Below are 21,480 nucleotides of genomic sequence, written 5' to 3' on the forward strand. Positions count from 1 at the left end.
TTTTCATCCCCCCTAAAAATCTGAGTTGTAATCAAATTTATTGTTCACCCCACTTCAGCTGTATAAATACAGTAGCAGTAGTTTACTATTGGATATTTAAACAGACTGATTGTCCATGAAATGTTCTGTATGAAGTAATATGGTGTTTTATCTAAGGACCACTTACTATTTCAAGGGTTTTCTCATTACAATTTAGAATTGTAATATATGATTAAGGAATTGCGATGACCGCATTTTAAACCTTGTCCCTCCTATCATTCACAATTTTATTCAGACGTAACTTTATTCTGTATATAATATACAAAGTCAGTGGCCAACGACAGGGCTGCTATCATTAAGAATTAATAATATTTAAGTGAACCAATATACACCTTATTAATGCTTTATCATATCTAAGTTTTTCTAGTCAATTGAGAGAAATTAGATAAGGGATTTAGAATTGAAGTCAATATAAAAAACTCCAATCAACATATATTAATTGGAGTTGTACTAAGAGGGGAAACCTTATTATTTTGAGAAATATGCTAATGTAGCTCTTTCTATTTTTAAACTAAGCACTTAATGATTATTTTTACTAATTTTGAAACTTTTACTTTCTTTAATTAGTTTTTGCATAGCGGTTATATCACCGCTCGAATTACAATATCGTAATGCAAGATTAACATTGTTATTATAATTTGGATTGCTCCTTGCTTTAGCAGGAGGGTGCCATAAGTGGAAAACATTTTGATCTATTCTAATAAAATCTCCACATATTGTATTCATTGCACAACGAAAGGCATCATCCTCTCCACCCCATCCAATGAATCTTTCATCAAATCCTTCAACAGAGTAAAAGGATTCTCTCTTTAGAATATTTATTCCACCAAAACTCACAAAATTTTTACTGCCTTTAAATCTTTTAGTTGACTTTATATTCGGTGGTAATGGCCACTTTGGCGTCTGAGTTAATAATTTTTTTGTACTGATGGGATAAATATCCTCAATATTTGTATAAGGAATAATCCATGTTGAATGTTTTAGTGTGTTAACGGCATTACGAATGACATATGGATTACAAATAATATCAGCATCTACAATGACAAACACTTCTCCAGATGCTTTCCTTGCAGCATTATTAATTGCTAAAGATCTTGAAAATTGTTTAGTTGAGGAATGACCTATACAAATCTCAGCTTCAGGAAGTGTATTTTCATAAAATTTTACGAGCCATTTAAACAATAACTCTCGATCCTTGTTTGCTGGTTGGAAGGGAATAAGAATTGAAATCTTACTAATGTTAAACAACTCCTTTATTATTAATGTATGAATAAGGGTATAAGATAATATGGGACAAACATGGATATTTAAAAAAAGGGCTGAAACCCCCTTAAATTATCATTATCAATTTACAAAATTATTGTTGAATTTTTCTTTATATGAATCTAGAAATTAGAATGCCTTGGAAATATACAAGTGTTGTTAAATTACTAATTTTATGAAGAGAATAAAAAACAAACCATTTCATTAAATGTAAGCAGAAATGGTCTGTTTCTTTTAAAAATGGATCTTAAAGTGTTTGAAATACCATTCGTCGTTATAAACCCTCTTTTGAAAATACTCTCTTCTTCTTTTTTCCACTCCATCCTTAAGAACCAGGCTTTCGATTTTTTTTGGACTCCGATGAATGATCAAATCCTTGGTTTTTTTAATTCTCTCCTGATCAAAGTGGAGGTAAGCCATCCTTAGTAAATTATAATAAACCCCGTCATAATCCACTTTGTATGGATGTGATTTTCTGAATAAATGCAGAATCGTGACTGATGGCTCACAGCTGCATCTGTAACCGAATAACCACAGTTTAATGGACAATTCTACATCTTCATGCCCCCAGGTTTTAAACCCAGTTTCGAATCCACCAACTTTGAAGAAGACATCTCGTTTGATCAAGAAACATCCCCCAGGAATAATCGCAGTATGGAATAAATAGGGCCTTTTCTTATGCCATTGTATTCTTAAACTACTATTTAAAGTTTGCCCGAACCCCACAATTTTCTGGTCGTCCATTGAGGCGATTGCAGGACAAACAACATCCGTCAAATCTGATTTCAAAGGAGTCAATAATTTATCTATCCAAAGAGGTTGGAATGTTAAATGAGCATCACAAAACATCAAGTAGTCAGAAGTAGCGCTTTCAGCCCCTATATTCCTGGCTACAGATGGCCCAACGCCCATTGTTCGAATTTTTTTCACTTTATTATTAAAGTGGGGTTGTTCCAGGAAATCACAGCATCCATCGTCAGAAGCATCGTCCACGATGATCACTTCATATTTAATATTAGTGGCAGTGGAAAATAGTGAGTTTAATGTTTTTTTTACATTGGAACCTTCATTTTTTACTGGAAAGATAATAGATACCTTTGAATGATCTTTATGCACTACATGCTCTCTCCTTTAATTTTTTATCCATCAATTTATCATATGTATATATGCTCTGTTGGTGTACATGGAATGAGAGATAGTGTTCATGCATCATAGTTGAACATATTGAGTCATAAGATAAAGAGACCAAATAAGAATGAAGAGCGGTGAGCATATTAATGAAATTAAAAATAAACAATTATGATTGGGGAACGATTCCGGCACATTCCATAGCTGCCATCCAACTTTACTGTGCGGAGAATAACCACCAATTTCATCTGAACGAAGAAGAACAAATGGTGGAAGTGAAAAGTTCGCTTCATGGAAAGAAAGTATGGTTATCAGTAACCACACCGAATGGTAGTATAAACAATCAAATTGATGAAAAAGTGACAGGGATATTAACCGATTATGGAATTGATGTTTCTACAAAAAGGGATACCGGGAAAATCAGGAACGGGGATTTATTTATTGAACTAGTGTCGAGTAAAGGGAAGGGAGCCAGCAGAACTATATCTGTTGGTTATAATGAAAGACTGAATTCCATCAATGTCAAAAAAAGTCTCTCAATATATAAAGACGAGTTGCACTTTAAGGGATACTATTTGTTGTCGGAGAATCATTCCATTCCTCATTTACGTTGTTCCATAAGCTGCGAAGACGAAGAGTTCTTGTTGAAAGAATCTCCTGCAATTCTAACCCAATGTATCTTGAAAACGCTCCTCGGTAATCAAAAGCCCAGTTTACTGGATCTAAATATTCTCCATTTATTACAAACGAAGAGTAATCAAACAGGGCCAGCTGATCCAATTACCGTGGATAAGAAAAAGGCGAGTAAAGACCTCCAAATGGATGATAAAATGTACGAAGAGATGAAAATGCGAAAAGCAAACCGGAAAGTCCGTGAATCCCAAGAAAAGAAGCCCTATGCGGAAATATATCTTGATTACAATGTTATACCTAATCGAAAAACTGAACGTTATTCTATTAAAGCTGATTTTTTCATAAAGAACACAGGGAATGTAGACTTAACCAATCCCAAGATCTGCTTTCGGGTGGATCCACCTGATAAGATTGAGATTGGAGGACAGATTCTTCCACCTGAGATGAGCGAAATTTTTTCCATACAAGGTCAAAACGGTGCACAAGGATGGAAGTATATGGGGAAGGATTGGCTTGAAAAGGCATTCTCAACTGGAGAATATTGGATTGAGTCGATACAGGAAACATTTATACCTCCAGGTGAAACGCTAGCAGTAGAAGGGCTGCAATTTACGGTAGAAAATCTTGAAGAACAGGAATCATCGACCATAATAGGGTTTGTTTTATTTGAAGATCAGGAACTCCAACTTTCTTCAAATAATAAAATCAAGATTACATTTTAACTAAAAGAGTCTGGGACAAAAGGGTTTCAGATAAAGAGAAATCCGAACGAGTGATTTGATAAAAATCTAACTCGTTCGGATTTTTAATTTTTATAATCCTTGTATTTAGCAGGTTCTAGCTGTTGATTGGAGTGCAAGACGAAGACTCCTGCGGGAAAAGCGGAATAGGTGAGACCCCGCAGGAGCGCAAGCGAAGCCACTGAAAAAGTCTCTTTACAGTTAACAGTTAGACATTCTTCATGAAAATGAAGAATGTCTAACTGTTTTATTTTATAATTAAGGTATTAGTGAATAGGTGGTGTTCTTAATGTTATCAAAACAAGAAGAGTTGGTTTTAAGTCCATATAATGAGTTGTATAACCTTGTCGTTCCTAAAGATAACCTACTGAGACAAACGAAAGAATTGGTTGACTTTTCTTTTATCCTGGACGAACTTAAAAAGAATTATAGTATTGATAATGGCCGAAACGCCATACCACCCATTCGTATGTTCAAATACCTCTTACTCAAAGTGTTTTATGACTTGTCAGATGTCGATGTTGTTTAACGCTCTCAATATGATCTATCCTTTAAATATTTTCTTGATATGGCCCCGGAGGACTCTGTGATTAATCCAAGTTCTCTTACTAAATTTCGAAGACTGCGTATTAAGGATATGAAATTACTTGATTTACTAATCGGAAAGACGGTAGAAATAGCCCTTGAGCACAATCTTTTATTAGGAAGATCCATTATCTTAGACGCCACTCATACTAGTTCTCGATATAACTCAAAGTCAGCTGCACAATACTTACAAGAATTGTCCAAAAAGCTTCGTAGGACGATTTACCAATATGATGAGAAAATGAAAGAAAGTTTCCCTAGTAAACCAGTGGACGGTAACTACCAAGAAGAACTTACATACACCGAACAGTTAGTGTCTGTGGTTGAACAATCTCCACAAATCGCAAAAGTCCCCTCCGTGAAGGAAAAGCTTAACGTTTTAAAGGAAGCCGTTGAAGATAGTAAGTATAATACCCATTTTTCAACAGATCCTGATGCGAGAGTCGGACACAAATCTGAAGACCATTCTTTCCATGGATATAAGACCCATCTTGCCCTTTCAGATGAAAGAATCATCACAGCGGCTATTATTACTTCGGGCGAAAAATCGGATGGTAACTATCTTCCTGACTTAATTGATGAAACGAAAAAAAATGGGGTGAAAATAGAGGCAGTCATTGGTGACAAAGCTTACTCCCGAAAAGAAAATCTCATTTATGCCAATAAAGAAAAACTTAAGCTCGTTTCTAAGTTACATCTCCTTATAACAAATGGCAGAAGAAAAGATGACAGTTTCGTTTATAACAAAGATGCAGGTCGCTATATGTGTCCGGCAGGGCACTTGTCTAAAAACAGTGGACACATAAAAAAAAGAGACAAGAATCGTAACACACGAATAAAGTTCTATTGGGACATTGAGAAATGTAAAGAGTGTCCGATTCGAGAAGGGTGTTACACAGAAGGGGCGAAGACAAAGAGCTACTCTCTGACCATTAAGTCAAAGGAACATTCGGAGCACGAGACATTCCAACAATCCGAAGAGTTCAAAGAACTCACACGTTCCCGATATAAAATTGAGGCTAAGAATAGTGAACTAAAAAACAGACACGGGTACGATAAAGCCAACGCCGCGGGTCTATTAGGTATGCATATACAAGGAGCCACCTCCATCTTCGCGGTGAATATCAAGCGAATAATAAAATTAATGAACGAAAAAAAGTAAGAAAGAAATAAAAATGAGAGTGTATAATGGGGGGGAATCCCAAAATACACTCTTTTTGTGTTGTTTAAAACTCATTTTTGTTTTATAAATCAAATAATCGGGATATTATCAGTGGCCTCAGCGCAAGCTGTGAGGAGGCTCGCCTTCCGCCCGAGGAAAGCGAAGTCTTGCACGGAATCGGGCAGCGGTGTGACACGTAATCTCATTGTTCGTCTTTATAGTGTATAGATTTTGTTATGTCCCAGCCTCTTTTTATTCCTTCTCATCGTCAGAATATGGACTCTCAATCATTGTTGAGATCTTCTCTACAGAAGGTTTTTGACGTGCTGTTATAATATGTGTCTGACTGCGCTTTTGGCTCTCCACCAGCCTCTTAAGCTCAAATAAACTATGTGTCAATGTGGAATTATATTCACGTATGGAGTCGACTTCCGTAATGAAATTCAGAAACCTTTGCTCAACCTGCTCCAACTTCTCCTCCAACACCTCATTCTGTAGGGTAAACTGAATTTCTTGTTCCTGCTCGACCGCTTCAATTCGTTCATCCTGTTGTTTGGTTCGTTGATCTATATCCGCAAATTGGGAAGACAGCCACCATTCATTTTCTTCAAAGTGTTTTTGATATGAACTGATAAATGTCTTAATGTACTCCATCTTTTGTTTTTCTGCTTCTAATAATTGATCTTTCGCAATTTGCAATGAATCAATGGTATGTTTTCTCTCAGACATTACTTTTTCTAATTCTTCGGTTTTTGAAATCAGGTTATAAAAGATTTCTTTCTTTGTATCTTCAGAATGAGCCAGTGCCGAATTCAAATCTGAAATATGATTTTTTTTACCTTGGAGATCACTGTTTAAACTGTCAATTTTTCTTAGGTGGAGGATGTTCTCCTCCAGCAATGATTGATTTTTACTGGAGATGTCTTGTAGGTTCTTCTCTAATTCCGATATTTTCTGGGATAGCTGCTTCTGCTTGAGTCTGCTTGAAAGGAGCTCTTGTTGGAGTTCATTCTTGGTTACTTGATGCTGCTGCAGTAATTCTTCCTTGTCATGTAAAGCGTCATGAAGTGCCCGTACTTGAATTTCTAATTTCTCCTTGCCTTCTTGAAACAAGTTTCGGTCTTTAATGAGTTCACGTTCAACTGTTTCGTTCTCATCCAGGTGTCGGTGAGCAAGGGTCAATTCCTCCTGCACCTTTTGAAGTTGGTCCTTATGGTACTCATTTTCTGCATATAAATAACTACTTTTCAGCGTTCGGATCGTTTTATTCAGGCTCTCTATTTCAGATTTCAAATAAAGGACCTCTTGATCAGAAATCGTGTACATAGGTGATAATTTGGCTTCCTCCTTTATCGTAATCTCCTCCTATAGACTTTTACTCTATTGTATGGATCCATTTGGGTAAACGTTACAAAAAGCCCTGGCTGTTAAGATCATCTGTAGCTTACCTGAGTATGGGGCTTTTTGACTGAAGTTTACTAGAATAATAGAAGTAGTGCTAGAAATATGTTGAAGCCTACCGACACTCGTCCACTCATTTCATGAAAAAAATCATAGATTATAGTAAGTCGATAGAAAAGGAATATTCACTAACTTCGCAATACTTTTGGACTTTTCTATTGATAAATTTATGACTAACAGGAGTGAATAGATATGAAAAAGAATACAGGCTGCGGATTTGGTCAACATGGATGCCCTCCACAACCATCAAGCGATAAAGCAGAATCTAGAAGCTTATTTACAGAAACATACGTACCGGACCTTGACTTGGAAGAAGTAACGGTCGTACTTGGAGACGTATTTCTTCAATCTTTAACTGAAGCGGAGATTTATCTTCCAACTTATGCAAGTGCCATTAAAAACATCGAGAAAAACGTCTCACTCACCCAGTGTAAAGCAATTCCTGTACCAGGGTTCCCGGAATACGTGAAATTATTTGTAGAAGGAATCGTTCACAAGAACATTCAATATGTAGAAGGTTCCTACGGTGTAGTGAAAGATTATAGTGTTGACATTCCTTTTAAAGCGTATGACCGGGTGAGACTTGCTAATCCTGTCAATAAACCATTTGGAATTGACTTCAGCATTAAGGAAAATGTGTTGCAAAGAAGAGAACTTGCTAAAGATGGAATGGGTGCATCCCGTTGCGAATTTGGTTCATTAACGTTCGAAATCAATAACGAGCCTATTAAATGCAAACTTCTTGCATCTGCAGTAAATCAGTGGGATATTACAGAAAACTTTGATAATTGGGGACGTTTTAATAAAATCACAGAAAAGATGGACATTAACCTTCTTATTAAATTAACCCAAAAGAAACAACAAATGGCTGGAGATACTGATGCAGGTGAAGATCAGCAAGGTCCAGAAGTAGTCTTTGATCGTTTCCGAAACATCATCCAACGTTAATGATGAGATGTAACTGTTTTTAGGGAGACTCTATAACGCGGTTCTTACCGGTGGGCATGAAAAGAATACGAAGATAACAAATAGGATAAAGTTTATGAGGGCAAAAGGGGTTCACCTAGAGGGTGTACCCCTTCCTTTTTATACTTATCATTAAAGTAAATTTTCCGATTGAATCTGGACAAATTGTTCTTGTGTAAAATGAAGACATAACTGTAAACATCCTTGGATTTTTAAGGTTGCTCTTCCGTTTTGCTTTATACATTCTTGCTGACTGATAAACGTGTAATCTTGTAGAAAATGTTGAATAGAATCACAAAAGGAAGAATGACTTTCTTGATGAGTGATTGTATCTTGGCTGTCATCTTCGAGGAATGTATATTCTCTCTGATCACTCATAGGAATATTCGGTGGATGTATCCACCGTGTAGGACTGGTGTGATTCCATTGTATAGGGATTTTGACAGAATGAACAGAACTTGTTTCCCTTGAATTTACGTATTCAATCGAAGCAATAAGAGTCCCTTTCAGAAATACAATAGAAGACGGTGTAGGGATATGTGCCTTAAGAGATTTGATGGACCATTTGATGGACAGTATATGTTCAATTGGATAAGGTAAATCCAAATCTTCAAAAATGTCGACTTCAATGCGCAATGTAGACAGTACAACAGGGATCTTTACAGTCAACGAACGAGAACCAGAAAATGCTGTTTCGATCACATCTTCCGCGAGATGCTCCGCTGAAAGTAGTTCATGTTCGAAATGTTCTTTTAGTGCCGTCAGTTTAGTATCATCATGTTCGCTTTCCTTGATAATATCCTGAGTTTCGTTCATCTTTACCCGCTCAGTTGAAATTTTTTTGAGAACGGAGGTTAAGGAACCGATGGAACGAACGAAATCAGTGTTTTTACTTACTACCGGATTTGATTTTTTTTCACAGTAAATGGTTTCTAAAAATTGATTGAATGAAGGCTGATGATGATCAACAGAATCAAGATCCAGAATAGAGTTGAGATTACTTTCTTCAAATGTATCGTCGTTAGATATACCACTTTGTTCGATAGAGGATAGAGCATGTATTTGATCATTTTCTTGTACTTTAAGGAGATTTGCTTCTTCCTCCATCTCTTCCTCCAACATCATAAAGATCTCTTCTCTTATCGAGGCAGATTCAGTTCCTACTTCGAGATCCTCAATGGGAAGTTCATCAACCAATGAGGGCTCAATCTCGTTATCATCATCGGAAGTCAATTGATCGAGGCTGTGACTTTCATTAGGACTATCCATTTCCTCGTAATCCTGCACCAATTCCTTCATTTCCTTCGATTCATCTTCTGACCCATCGGTACCACTCATAGTCTCTTCTTGGTTTATTTCCACATCCATCACCTTTGGAGGAGGGAAAAATGTAGGGGAAGAATCACTCTTGACCTGAGATTCCCTGAGCAAAATAATATCTTTTGAAATATTCGTGTTATTCGTTACACTCTCTTCAACGGAAGAATCTTGTTTCTGGGTAAGATTAAATAGAGAAAATGAAGGCTGAGATGAATGATTATTAGTTATTTTTTGTCTGGTTTTTTCGTTTTCTTCCATCCGTTTCATGAAATGGTTTTCTATTTCATCCATGTTCTTATCTCTCATTTTCACGGGGATTGGTGCGCTTTAGGATTACACTCAATCCGCTGCCTCCTCTCAGTAATGAATGAATTGTCATTTTCAGTCGCAATCATCATTCGTAGTGGAGGTTACCCGGATTTGCTGGGTCTGAAGGACTTTAACACATAGGTCTATGACCATTTTTTCTTCAATTGTGCGGAAGTAGCCTTCTCCAATCGGACCGGAATGAGGAAGGGGACAGCGATCGATCGCTTCATCCCACTCGATGATTTTACTGGAAACTAATTCACAGTAAGGAATTTCGTTGTAATATTGATGACTTTCCTGATGGAACTGAGATAAATCGTGTGTTAGTAATTCATCTTTTTCTGGATACCCGGACGGCAATGGTTTCGAGATAAGGAAGTCAAATTCCTGACGATTATTTACTTCTGGCATGACAGGCATTGATAAGAAATGCTTAATGGCTGTCACACATTGAAAGGGTATATCTACGGTGTAAGAGTGAAGATCTGATGCGATCGAAAAGTTGGACGATTCTTCAATTTCTTTACAAGGGCTTGCATATTGGATGTTTTTTCGGACAAACCCTTTTACAAAGAGTTTATTAGAAGGAAGTAGAAGTCTGCACTGGGTTAATTTTATCGTTTTTTTAATATCTTTAATTTCCAGAACGGCTTCTGGAAAGGTAATCGTCGCATCTACATTTACCTGTAGTGTCAGTTCAGCCAATACAACAGGAACTTTGGTCACGATTTTTCCAATACTGACTTTTGGATGGTGACACTGGCTTTTACAATCATGCATATTTGACGTTGCATGACAATCAGACATTTTATTATGGTTATCAAACATAAGGGGCCTCCTAAAGCAAGATAATGCCATCTTATGATTTAGATTAATTGTTGTTTGGGCCTGAGCCTATATGTAAAAAGACAAATGAATCAAGAATGATTTACAACCACTTAGGGATACGTGAAAAAAAGCATTCCCCCTACTGTATTCATACAGTAGGGGGAGTGCTGATGATACTGGGCAACTGCTTATAATGCGTTAATACGGACTTGCTGTTTTTGTAATACTTTTACAGTAAAGTTGATGGACATTTTTTCAAGCATATTGTAAAAGTATCCTTCACCTACTGGACCTTCAGATACACGATCTGTAGATTCATCCCACTCTAGAATGCTGCTTGAAAGCAATTCGCAATATGGAAGTTGATTATAGTAATTCGTGCAGTATTGATGGAATTGGGAGATGTCATTTGATAAATATTGATCCTTTTCAGGATAGCCTGTCCCTAGTTCTTGAGCTCTAAAGAAATCAAATTCCTGACGGTTATTCGTTCTTGGGAGTTGGACTGGAGATTCAAGGGTAATCGTAGTCATGCATTTAAAAGGGACGCGGACCGTCAAGGATTTAATGTCTGAAGATACACAGGATCCATCGAATCCAGATCCCCCACATGGTGTAGCATATTGGATGTTTTTACGTACATAACCTGATAATAACAGGGGAAATTGTGTCCCATCTTCACTGAAGTCTCCATTGCTGGTTGGAATCGTCATTAATCGGCACTGGACAATTTCCACTTTCTTTTTCACATCTTTGATTTCCATCACTGGCTCAGGGAATTTAATATGTGCTTCAAGATTGCTAGATACACGATATACTCCTAAATCTACTGGAACATGGACAATTCTTTCACCTGCCGGGGTTAGAATGGGGTCGACTGTTGTGTTGTCGCAGTGATCGAGTGAAGCAGACTTATCTACGCTCACACAATTTCTATTCTTATTATAATCACTCATTTTTTTTCCTCCTATTTAATAAACATTATTTAAACTACACTTTATAGTATGCTGAAAGAATCTATTAAGAGTGGTTAAATGAATCAGTATAAGAGTGGAAATTTACTAGAGAAAAAGCTCCTAGTAGAAATCGTTCTTTTTACACATTACGATATAGGACTGAAAAATTTATGACTGGGTACGTGCACAGATGATTTCTTTCCCGGCATAGGCTTTAAGGAAGGAGGAGGATGTAATGGATAGGCATAATTATGTTGCGGTGGACTTAGGGAACAGCTTTTATAAAGCGATTGTTTCAATAAAAGGTGAAACAACAGAGTATTTCATGCCAAATGCAATTGCTTTATTTGACGAGGAATTTTATGAGAAACCTTACGATGATGAGGATGTTTTATTAGAAGACAATTTAATTGTCGAAGTGAACAGTTCAGCGTTGTATGAGAAGAGAGATACCTTTTATATCGGTAAAGCAGCAGCGAGACAGCGTAATGTGAGCTTAACCTCGTTTAATAATCAGAAAGTAGACGAAGACCGTACTTATACCCTCTTGTTTGGACTGTTGGCCCATCATGCCGTAATAAACAATCAATCTGATACTGATGTCACTTTTGAAATCGATCAATTGGCGGTTTCATTGCCGACTACTCAATATAAAGAACGGAAAGATACATTGAAAAGCCGATTGATCGGGACTCATACCGTGTATCTCCATAAGGTTCCAGGAATGATCGCTCCTAAAGAAATTGTCGTAAGACTTCATATTAAAAATGCCATTATCGGTGCTGAAGGAGCCTGTGCCTACCTGGCGTTAACCCGGGATAGTGAGACATTGGGAGTGAAAGATGAATCTCTCTTACAGGATTCTGCCAAAGGAATCCTCATTGGTGATCTTGGGGGAGACTCAGTCGATTTTGTGGGGATCAAAAACAATAAGCCAGTGGCATCCATTGAGGGTGAGCCATTTGGGATTAACCAGTTTTTAGATCATATCATACAAAAGGTCAGTAAGTATGAGTTATACAAGTTCGATTCAAGATCTGAACTTGAGGAAAAGCTGGTGGCCGGTCAATCCGAGTGGTATGTAGAACCATTCGCAGGTGTGAAAAAGGATATAAGCAAATATATCATTCCACAGTTAAAATCATTGGCGATTAAATATCTGGAGCATTTCGACCGGGTCAGAAATAGCTCAAATGAAATCAAAGGGGCTGTCAAATACATTGCCGTAGGTGGAGCCGCTAAAATAGCCGAATCTCATATAAGGGAAGCGGCAGTGAAATGGGCAGAAAGAGGACGCCCAATAGAATTATTTTTCCCTTCCAATATGGAAAAGTTAAATGTGTCGGGTCTTATGATTCTTGCAAAATTAAATCAATTAAAAAACAATCCTGCACAAATTGAATATACAAAGAGCTAAAGGGTGATGGAAATGCCTAGGAAATACTCAGATTACTTTCAAGAAACGATTCTAACGATCCCAGAGAGTTTCATCAATGTAAAAACTGGGGAAACAGAAGCCATCACTTCAAAGATACAGGATCAAATCGCTTATCATTCTAAAAACAATACGTTGAGTCATTTTATTTTTTCTGCTTTGCATGATTACTTACATCACTCTAAAACTGTTCAAGGTAATGTGGCATCAGATCATGCCATACTTGAAGAATTATCAAGTTTAAAAAGACTTCTTCTTCAAAATGGATATGATTCCTCTAAGAGCTCAAACGAATGTACCATCGTGAGTCGAAAAGAACAGGATCCTACAACCGTAGGATTAAAAGAAATCGACGATTTGCTTGAGGCGTTTGGAGGATGAAAAAAGGTGAACGATTTTCGTTCACCTTTTTTTATGTGTGGATTTTTATAAATGGACGGCGGGCAGGCAGGTAATAGCACAGAAACAAGACAAGTCTACAGTGATACATATTCCGGTTTCCATCAAGTCCTCCACACTTTTGTGGTCTATCTGTTTACAAGGAGAAGAGAGTCCACACTTATGATCATGATGAGAGTGAGAATCACCCTTATGGTCCGATTTAAATGTTAATAATTCAAGGGTCGCACATTTGTGATCCAGGTCTATTATTTTGAAGACATAGGTTTCAATACATTTGAATGTTTTATTCTTTTTTGAATGACAATGATAGGTTGTGACACCAGTGCCTTTAAATGGCTCGCATCCACAATATAAAATAAAGGGGATGGTATTCTTTTTGTGTTTCTTTTTTTCACATAGCAAATCCTCAATGGACTTTTTACAGGATGTCTCGCAGCTGTGGTCTTTCTTTACTTTCTTCTGAGCTTCAAGGATGGCTTCTAATACGTCTTTGACGCAATGATCATAATGCTTGGAATGAGATTCCCGGCATTTATGGTTTGAATATTCCTCATGGAAATATGTGTCCTGGGTCTTTGAATTTTGACTATAACTCATTTTTTTACACTCCTTTACAATTTACTACTATTTATCATACGTCCATAAAGGAATATTCGATTGAGCCTCTAGCCTAAAACGATAAAAATAGACTTACGGTACAAAATCGCTCATTGTTTAACCTCAAAGGGCAGATGAAGATGTTTACCAGTTTGTTTGAAAAAGAATGGATATGTAGAGAAACTATCAAAGGACAGCTGATTTACTAGCTAAAATAGGAATGAAACATTTTTCAACACTTAAGCGCCTCTATTGTATGTAAGGTTGAAAACCTTTATACTATAGTAATGTGCAACAATGTATATCCTGTTAATTCGGCCGGCTTTATATATAGAAGAAAACGGTTTGGTTATAGAGGTAGAAAGGGGATTTTTCATGAACGAAGAGCAGCGGAAACATGGACAACAAGTGAAGTCTGTATCTCCAACGGACCAAAAATCTGATAAAGATTACAGCAAGTACTTTGAGAGTGTCTATATCCCACCTTCCTTAAAAGATGCAAAGAAGCGTGGGAAAGAAGAAATCAAATATCATAATGACTTTACAATCGATGACCTATATAGAGGACTTGGAGAAGGAAAGAAATTCTACATCCGGACCTATGGTTGTCAGATGAATGAACATGATACTGAAGTGATGGCCGGGATTTTCATGGCTCTTGGTTATGAAGCGACAAATTCGACAGACGATGCAGATGTCATCCTATTAAATACATGTGCCATCCGTGAAAATGCAGAAAATAAGGTGTTCGGGGAATTGGGGCATCTGAAACATTTAAAAAGGGAAAAGCCGGAGCTGTTGATCGGCGTCTGCGGATGTATGTCCCAGGAAGAATCGGTCGTAAATAAAATTTTGAAAACCTATCAACAGGTGGACATGATCTTTGGAACTCATAATATCCATCGCCTTCCTAAAATCCTTTCTGATGCTTATATGTCCAAAGCAATGGTCGTAGAGGTTTGGTCTAAAGAAGGTGACGTCATTGAGAACCTTCCAAAGGTACGCCGTGGCAACATCAAAGCTTGGGTCAACATTATGTACGGCTGTGATAAGTTCTGTACGTATTGTATCGTTCCGTATACACGAGGGAAAGAGAGAAGCCGTCGACCTGAAGAGATCATTCAGGAAGTAAGGCACCTTGCTGCACAAGGATATCAAGAAATCACTCTCCTGGGTCAAAATGTTAACGCCTACGGGAAAGATATCGAAGACATTGAATATGGTCTGGGCGATCTGATGGATGACCTTCGAAAAGTAGACATTCCGCGAATCAGATTTACGACAAGTCATCCAAGGGATTTCGATGATCATTTAATTGAAGTACTTGCCAAGAAAGGAAATCTCGTTGAGCATATTCACTTACCGGTACAATCAGGTTCAACAGATGTTCTCAAAATCATGGCACGAAAATATTCCCGCGAACAATTCTTAGAATTAGTGAGGAAAATAAAAGCCGCCATGCCGGATGTAGCTCTTACAACAGACATCATTGTTGGATATCCTAATGAGACAGATGAGCAATTCGAAGAAACCCTTTCGTTATACAGGGAAGTCGGATTTGAATCGGCATTCACATACATTTACTCTCCGCGTGAAGGCACACCTGCAGCAAAAATGAATGACAACGTGCCGATGGAAGTGAAAAAAGAACGACTTCAACGTTTGAATGCCGTCGTGAAGGAATACTCTGCTGAGGCGATGAAGAACTATACGGGTCAAATCGTAGAGGTGCTTGTGGATGGAGAAAGCAAGAAGAACCCCGAGATTTTGGCTGGCTATACCAGACGGAGTAAACTTGTAAACTTCAAGGCTCCTAAAACAGCCATTGGGAAGATAGTGAAAGTAAAGATCACTGATGCCAAGTCCTGGTCATTGGATGGGGAAATGGTTGAAGAAGGTCAAATTGGAACAGAATTTCAGGAAGCGGTAGAGGTGAAATAATATGGCAAAGTATACAAAAGACGATATTATGAAGCGGGCTGAGGAGCTTGCAACCATGATTGCTGAAACAGAGGAAGTGGATTTCTTTAAACGGGCTGAAGCACAGATCCATGAAAATCAGAAAGTCCGTGAAATGATCGCCAGTATCAAGAGTTTACAAAAACAGGCCGTTAACTTCCAGCACTACGGAAAAATTGAAGCACTAAAAATGGTGGAAGCAAAAATAGAAAATCTTGAAAAAGAAATCGATGAAATTCCGGTTGTCCAACAATTTAAGGAGTCACAAACAGATGTGAATGATTTACTTCAAATCGTTGCTTCGGTTATCTCTAATAATGTGACCGATCACATTATTGAAACCACCGGGGGAGACCTACTCCGCGGTGAAACGGGTTCTCATGTGAAAAACTCAACACCTGGAAGCTGTTCTTAACTGAAAAATAAAAACCAATAAAAAAACGATCTTTGCTTAAAGGGATATCATTTCCTGGCAAAGGTCGTTTTTTGTGTTTTGTCTGTTCTTTTAGCAATGATTCTTTTTTGGTTTTCGTTCTCCTCATCATGGTCGAAAAATCAGGAGTAGTACCCCGGTGAATCGATACGTCACGACCTGTATTCCGTAATTGATGGTCTCTTTTCTTCTTTGCTTTACTTTTTGCCATATTTGCTTCCTCCTCATTAATATGAACTTGAATTCTTTCTAAGTTTACCATTATTTCAATGTCAGCGTGAAGTGCATTCCGGAACCTTCAATGGGTATTCGCATACAATACATTATCTCGCAACAATCCCATTACGGAATTAAATTTACTCGCACAAACACCTAGTTAGTCGCATAAGATGAATTGAAAATGAATGAGGAGGTTCGCTCGAATGGCAGAATATAGAGAGATTATCACTAAAGCGGTCGTAGCGAAGGGACGCAAATTTACACAGTCTCATCATACGATTTGCCCGCCGCATAATCCATCGAGCATTTTAGGCTGCTGGATCATTAATCATCAGTATGAAGCACACAAAGTAGGCAAGAAGGTAGAAGTTCACGGTTCTTACGATATCAACGTATGGTACTCCCACAGCGACAACACAAAAACTTCCGTTGTCACTGAAAGAGTAGAATATACAGACTGCATCAAACTTAAATACCGTGACCCCGACTGCTTAGATGATATTGAAGTATGTGCTCGAGTACTACAACAGCCTAATTGCTGCGAAGCGGTAATTTCACCAAACGGTAACAAAATCATCGTTCACGTCGAACGAGAATTCCTAGTGGAAGTTATTGGAGAAACAAAAGTATGTGTCCTTGTGAATCCAGAAGGTTGTGACGATGAAGACTGGGTTTGTGACTTGGATGATGAAGAGTTTGAAGAGTTAGATCCAGACTTCTTAGAAGGCGACGAAGAATAACGTTAACTAGGAAGACGGCCTCTTCCTAGTTTTCCTTCTTAGCTAATTTTATTCGTCGCAGAATGGATAAAGAAACAGCGGGCATCTGTCCAGATGCTCTTTTTTTATTCAAGAAAACCAATCACCGTGTGATGATTGGTTTTCTTTATGTTAAAGAATGAGAAATATGCTGATGATGGCACAAGTAAAAGAAGCAATAAGTCCCGTCAGGAGGGGTTTGATTCCTAAACGTTTGATATCATTCACTCTCACTTGAAGCCCTACAGCTGTCATGACCATGATGATCAAAAACTTGGAAGAATTCTGAAGAGCCGTCTCGATCGTGAAAGGTATCATTTCAAATGTGTGCAGCACGGACACAGCCAAGAACAATAACACAAACCATGGGAATACCTTTTTGTACTGAGATTCACCTGTGTGTTTCTTCCTTATAATGAAAGGGAGAATAAACATGACCGGAATAAGAAATAATGTCCTGGCTAGCTTGACCGTCGTCGCAACTTCCCCGGCATCATCTCCGTACGCATATCCTACAGCAACCGCAGAAGACGTGTCATGGACTGCTGTACCTGCCCAGATTCCAAAGGATAGATCTGACATATGAAGCAGGTGACCGATGACAGGGTAGGTGGCAAATGCAATAAGATTAAAGAAAACGACTGTAGAAAGCGCATAAGCGGTTTCATCTTCTTTTGCCCCAATGATCCCTTTTACGGCTGAAATAGCCGTGGCCCCGCATATACTGGTGCCGATACCGATCAACAGGCTCAATCGTTTGTCGACCCCCATCCATTTACCTACAAAATAAGTGGCGGTAATCCCGATTGAAACCGAGAAAAAGATTACCCAAAGTGCTTTTTGCCCAATATAGAAGATGTCATAGAGACTAAGTCCAACTCCAAGAAAAACGATTGCTACCTTTAATAGAATCTTTAAAGTGAACTGAATACCCGGATTAAAATCCTCAGGGAGATTCATTGTATTTTGGAGGAATGCTCCAATCAAGATTGCGAATAATAAGCTTCCGATCAGTGGGAAAAGCGTTCCAAGACCTTTAGATAGTATACTGATTAATAAAATGATGATAATGCCCCAAGCCTCATGAGGAAGGAAGGAGCTTTTTCGTGTATCTTGCTGCAATAGTCAATGGCTCCTTTATTAAAATCAACATTTCTAAGTATAGTACATTCTCCATGAAGTCGTGAACCAATATGCACTACTCTTTTTATTGTATGTTAAAATAGAAAAGATATAGAAAATATACACCCAGTAATGAAAGGATTTTTCACATGAAAAAGATCTTAGTCCTGGCAGAAAAACCTTCTGTCGGCAGAGATATCGCTAGAGTACTTCAATGCACGAAAAAAGGAAATGGATTTCTGGAAGGGGACGATTATATTGTCACATGGGCACTTGGCCACCTGGTGACCCTTGCAGAGCCTGAAAGCTATGATGATCGCTATAAATCATGGAAGCTTGAGGATTTACCCATGCTTCCACCAGCCCTCAATCTGGTAGTAATTAAGAAGACAGGAAAGCAATACAGTACAGTAAAAGCACAAATGAATCGTTCGGATGTAAAGGAAATCGTCATTGCGACAGATGCCGGTCGTGAAGGTGAGCTAGTTGCCCGCTGGATCATTGAGAAAGCCCGGGTGAACAAACCGTTAAAACGATTATGGATTTCTTCTGTCACCGATAAAGCCATAAAGGACGGTTTCCGCAATCTCCAAGATGCAAAAAGATACGAAAACCTATATGCGGCAGCTCAGGCTAGATCCGAAGCTGATTGGTATGTAGGGATGAATGCAACGAGAGCGCTTACAACCAAACATAACGCACAATTATCCTGTGGGCGTGTACAAACCCCAACACTAAGCATCATTGCTCAGCGGGAAGAAGAAATCAAGAATTTCAAGCCACAGACTTATTATGGAATACAGGCGGTAACAGAAAAAGGAACCTTCGTATGGACTAACAGAAAGAATAAAGATACACGAACGTTTTCAAAAGAAGAAATGACCTCAGTCATGTCATCAATTAAAGGAAAGAAAGAAATCACCATTCAATCAGTTAAGAAGACACTGAAGAAAAATTTCGCACCATCCCTTTATGATTTGACTGAATTGCAGAGAGATGCACATAAACTCTTCGGCTATTCAGCTAAAGAAACCCTTTCCATTATGCAAAAGTTATATGAGCAGCATAAGTTGGTGACTTACCCCAGGACAGACAGTCGACACCTATCGAGTGACATGGTGAGCACCCTTAAGGACAGATTAAGAGCTGTAAATGTACAGCCTTATCGAAAGATGGCGCATGTCGCATTACAGGGGCAGGTGCAACTGTCTAAAGCATATGTGGATGATCAGAAGGTGACAGACCATCACGCCATTATCCCTACGGAAGAAACACCTTCCTTACAGCGGTTACAGGATAGGGAAAGGAAAATCTATGATTTGATCGTAAAGCGCTTCATCAGTGTCTTCCTTCCTCCCTATCAGTATGAACAAACGACAGTAGAAGCTAAGATAGGATCCGAGTCTTTTCATACAAAAGGGAAAAGAATCGTTGAACCCGGTTGGAAAGAAGTATACGATTTTGACTCTGAAAACGAACAAATGCTTTCAAAAATGGAAGAAGGGGCTGTCTATGCTGTCCTCTCTATTAAGGAGACGGAAGGTCAAACAAATCCTCCAGGAAGATTTAATGAAGGTACCTTATTATCTGCTATGGAAAACCCTAAAAAGTTCATGAAAGAGACTGATAAAGACCTACTCGCCACAATCCACGAGGCAGGGGGGCTTGGTACCGTTGCAACGAGAGCCGATATCATTGAAAAGCTCTTCAATTCCGGAGTCATTGAGCCAAAAGGGAAAGACATTTTTATCACCTCTAAAGGAAAGCAGTTATTGGAACTGGCTCCTCATGAACTAAGATCACCGACTTTGACTGCAGAATGGGAGCAGAAGCTTGAAAAGATTGCTAAAGGATCTCTGAAAAAACAGGAATTTCTGAAGGAAATCAAAGATTATACGAAGAAGTCCGTCAGTGAAATCAAGAATTCTACTAAGAAATTCTCACACGACAATCTTACTGGCACAAAATGCCCGGATTGTGGAAATTTGATGCTTGAAATCAACAATAAGCATGGAAAGAAACTTGTATGCCAAGATCGTGAATGTGGACATCGTAAGAATATTAGCAAGAAAACCAATGCCCGCTGCCCGAACTGCCATAAGCGTCTGGAATTAAGGGGAGAAGGGGAAGGCCAAATGTTCACTTGTGTATGTGGGCATAGAGAAAAACTATCAACCTTCAACGATAGGAAAAAGAAAGAAAAGAATAGCAAAGCAACAAAACGGGATGTTAATAAATATTTAAAAACACAGCAAAAAGAAGAGCCTGTCAATACTGCTTTGGCCGATGCTTTAGCTAAGTTAAATTTAGATCAGTAATGATTCATAGGGATGACTGCCTATTTTGGCAGTCATCCCTATCTTTTGTTGGATGGAATTGGTAGAATATTTGTAATTATGAAAAAAAGAGGTGAGTTCATGACAACTATAACAATTCAAGAGTTTTTTGAGGCAATCGAAAGAGGCGATAACACGAAAGTGGAACAAATGTTAAGAAATGATACAAATCTTTGTAACGCGGATAATGAACATGGTTTAACGGCCCTCGGGGTGGCGGCGCATTTCGATCATATAGAAATTGTTAAGCTCCTGCTTAATTTTGGAGCCGATATCAATTCCGTATCCAATTCAAACGTTTCTTATATTCCTTCGAACTCCGCTTTGCATGCCGGAATTGCAGGTAAGGCTTCAAAAGAATTAGTGGAGTTTCTGCTTAACCAGGGAGCGAATGTAAATCAACCCGATTCATCGGGGCACACGCCTTTACATATTGCTGCTTTTGATGGGAGTGCAGAGATTGTGACTATGCTTCTTGCTTATGGAGAAGAACAATGCATGCAGTCAGAAAAGACTCAATCGCCCTTGGAGATTGCAACTGAAAAAAATAATAAAGAATTTTTGAAGGCTCATGAAGAATTTAGAAGAAGGAAGTTATAACAGTTTATGGAGTTGCGGCGCATTCCTGGAGGGGGATGCGTTTTTGATTATATTATAAAAATTTTTCAACATAATGTATGCGTATTCATTATTGGTTTAATCGATTTTCATGAAATGATCTTTTATTGGTTTATTCTGAAAAAATAATGTTTTTAGAAAATTCTGTTGTTATTTGTCGTTTTCCGTATTAAAATAAACGTTAATTTCAATTGTGAAGGGAGGACATCGT

The 21,480-nt window shown here is 38.2% G+C and carries 17 protein-coding genes and 2 pseudogenes; 10 read left to right on the top strand and 9 right to left on the bottom strand.

The window, feature by feature from the left end:
- Window positions 1–558: 558 nt before the first annotated feature.
- Both SLH55_RS10885 and SLH55_RS10890 read right to left on the bottom strand, forming a co-directional pair.
- Complete coding sequence (locus tag SLH55_RS10885; protein WP_320323378.1) at window positions 559–1,221, bottom strand: galactosyltransferase-related protein; 663 nt, start codon at window positions 1,219–1,221, stop codon at window positions 559–561.
- Between the two features lie 315 nt (window positions 1,222–1,536).
- Window positions 1,537–2,418 carry a glycosyltransferase gene (locus SLH55_RS10890; RefSeq protein WP_219168791.1) on the bottom strand — a complete coding sequence of 294 codons (882 nt, stop codon included), beginning with the start codon at window positions 2,416–2,418 and terminating at the stop codon, window positions 1,537–1,539.
- Between the two features lie 161 nt (window positions 2,419–2,579).
- Here SLH55_RS10890 and SLH55_RS10895 point away from each other — a divergent pair, with 161 nt between their 5' ends.
- Both SLH55_RS10895 and SLH55_RS10900 read left to right on the top strand, forming a co-directional pair.
- A complete protein-coding gene (locus SLH55_RS10895; RefSeq protein ID WP_320323379.1) occupies window positions 2,580–3,785 on the top strand; it encodes a hypothetical protein in 1,206 nt (401 codons plus the stop codon).
- A 307-nt stretch (window positions 3,786–4,092) separates the two neighbouring features.
- Window positions 4,093–5,550, top strand: a pseudogene (locus SLH55_RS10900) (IS1182 family transposase).
- Between the two features lie 252 nt (window positions 5,551–5,802).
- On the opposite strand, the gene SLH55_RS10905 reads toward SLH55_RS10900, so the two are convergent.
- The gene (locus SLH55_RS10905; protein ID WP_219168789.1) at window positions 5,803–6,843 is read right to left on the bottom strand and encodes a hypothetical protein; all 1,041 of its coding nucleotides are present in this window, start codon (window positions 6,841–6,843) and stop codon (window positions 5,803–5,805) included.
- Window positions 6,844–7,203: 360 nt separating this feature from the next.
- On the opposite strand from SLH55_RS10905, the gene SLH55_RS10910 reads away from it, so the two are divergent.
- On the top strand, window positions 7,204–7,959 hold the full coding sequence (locus SLH55_RS10910) for a CsxC family protein (RefSeq protein WP_219168788.1): 756 nt from the start codon (window positions 7,204–7,206) through the stop codon (window positions 7,957–7,959).
- A gap of 150 nt (window positions 7,960–8,109) precedes the next feature.
- On the opposite strand, the gene SLH55_RS10915 is transcribed toward SLH55_RS10910, so the two are convergent.
- The 3 genes from SLH55_RS10915 to SLH55_RS10925 form a co-directional block, all read right to left on the bottom strand.
- Window positions 8,110–9,588 (bottom strand): hypothetical protein, encoded by a 1,479-nt coding sequence (locus SLH55_RS10915; RefSeq protein ID WP_320323380.1) that lies wholly within the window; start codon window positions 9,586–9,588, stop codon window positions 8,110–8,112.
- Between the two features lie 90 nt (window positions 9,589–9,678).
- A complete protein-coding gene (locus tag SLH55_RS10920) occupies window positions 9,679–10,434 on the bottom strand; it encodes a CsxC family protein (RefSeq protein ID WP_219168786.1) in 756 nt (251 codons plus the stop codon).
- A 188-nt stretch (window positions 10,435–10,622) separates the two neighbouring features.
- Entirely contained in the window at window positions 10,623–11,390 is a 768-nt protein-coding gene (locus tag SLH55_RS10925; protein WP_219168785.1) for a CsxC family protein, read from the bottom strand.
- 235 nt (window positions 11,391–11,625) lie between these two features.
- Between SLH55_RS10925 and SLH55_RS10930 the strand changes: the two genes are divergently transcribed.
- Window positions 11,626–12,807 (top strand): ParM/StbA family protein, encoded by a 1,182-nt coding sequence (locus SLH55_RS10930; RefSeq protein ID WP_219168784.1) that lies wholly within the window; start codon window positions 11,626–11,628, stop codon window positions 12,805–12,807.
- A gap of 12 nt (window positions 12,808–12,819) precedes the next feature.
- The gene (locus SLH55_RS10935; RefSeq protein ID WP_219168783.1) at window positions 12,820–13,206 is read left to right on the top strand and encodes a hypothetical protein; all 387 of its coding nucleotides are present in this window, start codon (window positions 12,820–12,822) and stop codon (window positions 13,204–13,206) included.
- A gap of 45 nt (window positions 13,207–13,251) precedes the next feature.
- Here SLH55_RS10935 and SLH55_RS10940 read toward each other — a convergent pair whose 3' ends face one another.
- The gene (locus tag SLH55_RS10940; protein WP_219168782.1) at window positions 13,252–13,824 is read right to left on the bottom strand and encodes a CotY/CotZ family spore coat protein; all 573 of its coding nucleotides are present in this window, start codon (window positions 13,822–13,824) and stop codon (window positions 13,252–13,254) included.
- 375 nt (window positions 13,825–14,199) lie between these two features.
- Between SLH55_RS10940 and miaB the strand changes: the two genes are divergently transcribed.
- Window positions 14,200–15,765 (top strand): tRNA (N6-isopentenyl adenosine(37)-C2)-methylthiotransferase MiaB, encoded by a 1,566-nt coding sequence (gene miaB / locus SLH55_RS10945; protein WP_219168781.1) that lies wholly within the window; start codon window positions 14,200–14,202, stop codon window positions 15,763–15,765.
- 1 nt (window position 15,766) lies between these two features.
- The gene (locus SLH55_RS10950) at window positions 15,767–16,198 is read left to right on the top strand and encodes a RicAFT regulatory complex protein RicA family protein (protein ID WP_098351694.1); all 432 of its coding nucleotides are present in this window, start codon (window positions 15,767–15,769) and stop codon (window positions 16,196–16,198) included.
- 73 nt (window positions 16,199–16,271) lie between these two features.
- Here SLH55_RS10950 and SLH55_RS10955 read toward each other — a convergent pair.
- Window positions 16,272–16,427, bottom strand: a pseudogene (locus tag SLH55_RS10955) (hypothetical protein); the annotation flags it as partial.
- A 211-nt stretch (window positions 16,428–16,638) separates the two neighbouring features.
- On the opposite strand from SLH55_RS10955, the gene SLH55_RS10960 reads away from it, so the two are divergent.
- Window positions 16,639–17,175, top strand: a complete 537-nt coding sequence (locus SLH55_RS10960) for an outer spore coat protein CotE (RefSeq protein ID WP_320323402.1) — start codon at window positions 16,639–16,641, stop codon at window positions 17,173–17,175.
- Between the two features lie 150 nt (window positions 17,176–17,325).
- Here the strand turns inward: SLH55_RS10960 and SLH55_RS10965 are convergent, their stop codons facing one another.
- Window positions 17,326–18,315, bottom strand: coding sequence for a YeiH family protein (locus SLH55_RS10965; protein ID WP_219168780.1), 990 nt, complete (start codon window positions 18,313–18,315; stop codon window positions 17,326–17,328).
- 149 nt (window positions 18,316–18,464) lie between these two features.
- On the opposite strand from SLH55_RS10965, the gene SLH55_RS10970 reads away from it, so the two are divergent.
- Together SLH55_RS10970 and SLH55_RS10975 are read left to right on the top strand one after the other, a co-directional pair.
- A complete protein-coding gene (locus SLH55_RS10970) occupies window positions 18,465–20,633 on the top strand; it encodes a DNA topoisomerase III (protein WP_320323381.1) in 2,169 nt (722 codons plus the stop codon).
- A gap of 12 nt (window positions 20,634–20,645) precedes the next feature.
- Entirely contained in the window at window positions 20,646–21,251 is a 606-nt protein-coding gene (locus SLH55_RS10975) for an ankyrin repeat domain-containing protein (protein WP_320323382.1), read from the top strand.
- The last annotated feature ends 229 nt before the right edge of the window (window positions 21,252–21,480 follow it).

It is taken from the genome of Rossellomorea sp. YZS02 (assembly GCF_033963925.1).
GTDB lineage: Bacteria > Bacillota > Bacilli > Bacillales > Bacillaceae_B > Rossellomorea.